The sequence below is a fragment of the Emticicia sp. genome (genome assembly GCF_049241225.1).
GTDB lineage: Bacteria > Bacteroidota > Bacteroidia > Cytophagales > Spirosomataceae > Emticicia.
On record NZ_JBMLRC010000213.1, the window covers coordinates 7,276 to 10,318 of the forward strand.

Annotated in this window: 2 protein-coding genes and 1 pseudogene; all 3 read right to left on the reverse strand. The window is 36.9% G+C overall.

Annotation, left to right across the window (positions count from 1 at the left end; genetic code table 11):
• Window positions 1-767: pseudogene (locus ACOVO2_RS11835) on the reverse strand (hypothetical protein); the annotation flags it as partial.
• Window positions 757-1,605, reverse strand: a complete 849-nt coding sequence (locus tag ACOVO2_RS11840; protein WP_421770175.1) for an MBL fold metallo-hydrolase — start codon at window positions 1,603-1,605, stop codon at window positions 757-759. The pseudogene ACOVO2_RS11835 and the gene ACOVO2_RS11840, both read right to left, overlap by 11 nt.
• A gap of 152 nt (window positions 1,606-1,757) precedes the next feature.
• Window positions 1,758-2,741 (reverse strand): NAD-dependent epimerase/dehydratase family protein, encoded by a 984-nt coding sequence (locus ACOVO2_RS11845; RefSeq protein ID WP_421770176.1) that lies wholly within the window; start codon window positions 2,739-2,741, stop codon window positions 1,758-1,760.
• Window positions 2,742-3,043 lie beyond the last annotated feature (302 nt).

A 3,043-nucleotide genomic window follows, 5' to 3' on the forward strand; every position in this document is an offset into this window, starting at 1 on the left:
GTTAAAACTTCTGCCACTGAAATAACCTTTGTTGGTTTTATGTCAAGTTTATTGGCTGCAATCGCATTGGCTAATTCGAGTAACATGCTTGGTTGGGCTACCAAAATATCTGGTTGTAAGGCATTTAGGCGTTCGATATGCACATCAAGCGAATCAAGTAAATCAAAAAAATGAAATGCCAATAATTTTGATTTTACTGAATCATAAAGATTGCTATTGGCTCGTAAAAAGAATGCAATGCTTCGTTTTTTGAATGAAAATCCCAGTACTCTGTCCAGCACCAAAGCTACCCAATAGGCTCGCTCTTTTTCGCTTGCCAAAAACACACCTCGGTTTCCGCTCGTTCCCGACGATAAGCCGACTGTAATGCCCTTGATAGTTGGCGAAAAATCTCGATTTTCCTCCGATTTTATTGCAACCGCCAAAGCTTCTTCGAGTTTGATATTTACGGTATTGATGGCATCAAAATTTGCCATAAAAATGGCTTTGTTGATGATTGGGAAAGCTGTGAATGGTTGGTTTACCTCACCCCCAACCCCTCTCCTTTTTGAGGAGAGGGGAGTTAAAAAGCCCTCTCCTATGAGGAGAGGGTTGGGTGAGGTAAAATCACTATCACCCACCAAATTCTTATAAAATAAACTTGTTGAGCAGTGCTGAATGAGTTTTTTGATTATCCAATTTCGTCTAAAACCAATATTATGGATATAAAGCCATTTCGATAGTTTTACTTCTGCTAAATAGTATAAAATGGATAATTTAAAGAGCATTGAGGTCGTAATGAGTTGAAACAAGAGCCGACGTTGTTGCCGAGCAATGCGTAGGTACAATCGTTATCTCTGGAAATTTTTTATGAAATAAATTTACTTTTTGAAGGCTATCCTTGAAGTCTTTCCAAGAATCAAAGAATAACCTGACGATTGATGGCGGAAGTAACATCTGTTCGTAAGATTTCCTGTTCCAACAAGCATCTGCAATCAGAAAATATTGCTGTTTTGGGGTCTTTAATTCTACACCGATTTGCCCCGCAGCGTGGCCAGGTAAATCATAGATTATTAAAGAATCGTCACCGAATAAATCATATTTTTTTTCAAATATTTCATCGTTGAGGCATTTTCCATAATCTTCAATGATTTTTATTCTTTTTTCAAAATCTTCGGGCATTAGGTCTTTCAAAATTGCTTTACTAAATGCCCAAAATTTGCTGATTTCGTTGTATTGAGTAAACGCTGCTTGTGAACAATAGAAAGTTGCTTCATCAAAATCTTTCAAACCTGCCACGTGGTCGGCGTGAAAGTGAGTAATGATAATGTGCTTAATATCAGTTGGTTGTAAGCCAAAATGCTTGAGTTGATTCTTTATTTCATCTTCTTCAGTCACAAAAACCTTGGTCATATTGGCATAGATTTTATTTGGGTAATTTTTCGTACATTCATAAAATCGTTTTGTGTAACCAGTATCATACAAAATCCAGCCTTGCTCGGGGTGCTGAATCAGCCCAAATAACGCATGAAACTTGATGCCTTTATTTGCTCCACCTCTGATGCTGTGGCTTTCTTTAGCTTCACAATAACCCGCATACCCAAGATATAATTTGACTTCTTTCATTATTTGTAATGGAATTTATTAAAGTACTGACCTCACCCTTCCCTCTCCTCGAAGGAGAGGGTTACAACTCTCTTCACCTTTAGACCAGTACATTTAAGTTCTTATTTTTAAGCCCTTCTCCTCGCAGGAGAAGGGTTGGGATGAGGTAATTTTCATGATTCCACTAAATACCAACTCACAAATTCATCAATGGCTTCATCGGTTGATACTTTTGGTGAATATCCCAAGAGCGATTTTGCTTTTGAAATATCCATCGTAAATGATTTTGCCAAAATCCCGACACCGTAAGTGGTTAAGGCTGGTTCTTGATAATTAGTAAATTTTGCTTTCAATTCCATGATTTGCGAAGCGAATTTTACCACCGAGTAGGGGACTTTCTTTTTATTCATTTCATGACCTAACATTGAAAGCACTTTTTCTATCGTTTCCCAAAGTTTTACTGGCTCACCGTTGGTGATGTTGTAAATCTGATTGAGTCCAGCATCGCCAACAAATAATGAAAGTTCAATCGATTCGGCTACATTGGCGAGCGAGGTCAAATCTACTATATTTTTTCCATCACCAATAATTTTTAATTTTCCTTCTTCAAAAGCTCTGATTAACCGAGGCATTATAATCGTGTCGCCACGACCAATCAAAGCACGAGGCCTGAGAGTCACATACGGAATACCCGATTTTGCTAAAGCCACCTCTGCTTCATATTTTGTTTTTGAGTAGGCATTGACAAACGTGGTGGGCAATGGGTCGGCTTCTTTTACATCGAATCGGTCTTTCCCATTAAAATACAAGCTCGGAGTAGAAACATACACAAAATGCTTGATATGGTGCTTTTTTGCAGCATTTATCAAGTTATTCATCGTGAATACGTTGGCTCTTTCAAACTCAGCATATTTGCCCCACGGCGAAGAAAGTGCTGCTGCGTGAACGATATAATCAACTTTTTCGACGAGTTTCGACACAAAATCGGCATCTGCTAAATCACCAAGTTGATAATTAACTTTGCTGTTCTCTACAAAATGGGTTGGTCTGATTACTCTTCCAGTAGCTATTATTTTTTCGATTTTCGGATTTTCAATCAAACGTTCCAAAGTCCGAAATCCCAGACCACCCGTTGCTCCTGTAAGCAAAATCCTCATTCCTTAAATTATTTAATAATGAAGTACAAAATTATGATTTTATCCTTCTTCTAATGACTTTTTCACAACAGTCTTCGCCTATTTGTGGTTTATACCTAAAAATACCTACTAATTTATTGTCTATAAGTACTTTTTCTTGAAAATAATCAAAAAATAAGTATGATTCCTCAAACTATTTCCTTTAAATTAGTGTTGTGATTCGTGGAAAAACAATATTTTTCCTAAAAATTATATTATATTATTCGTGTTAAAATTGAAATAGCTATGGAAAACTTATCCAAACTCCGCTTGATAGCTATCTT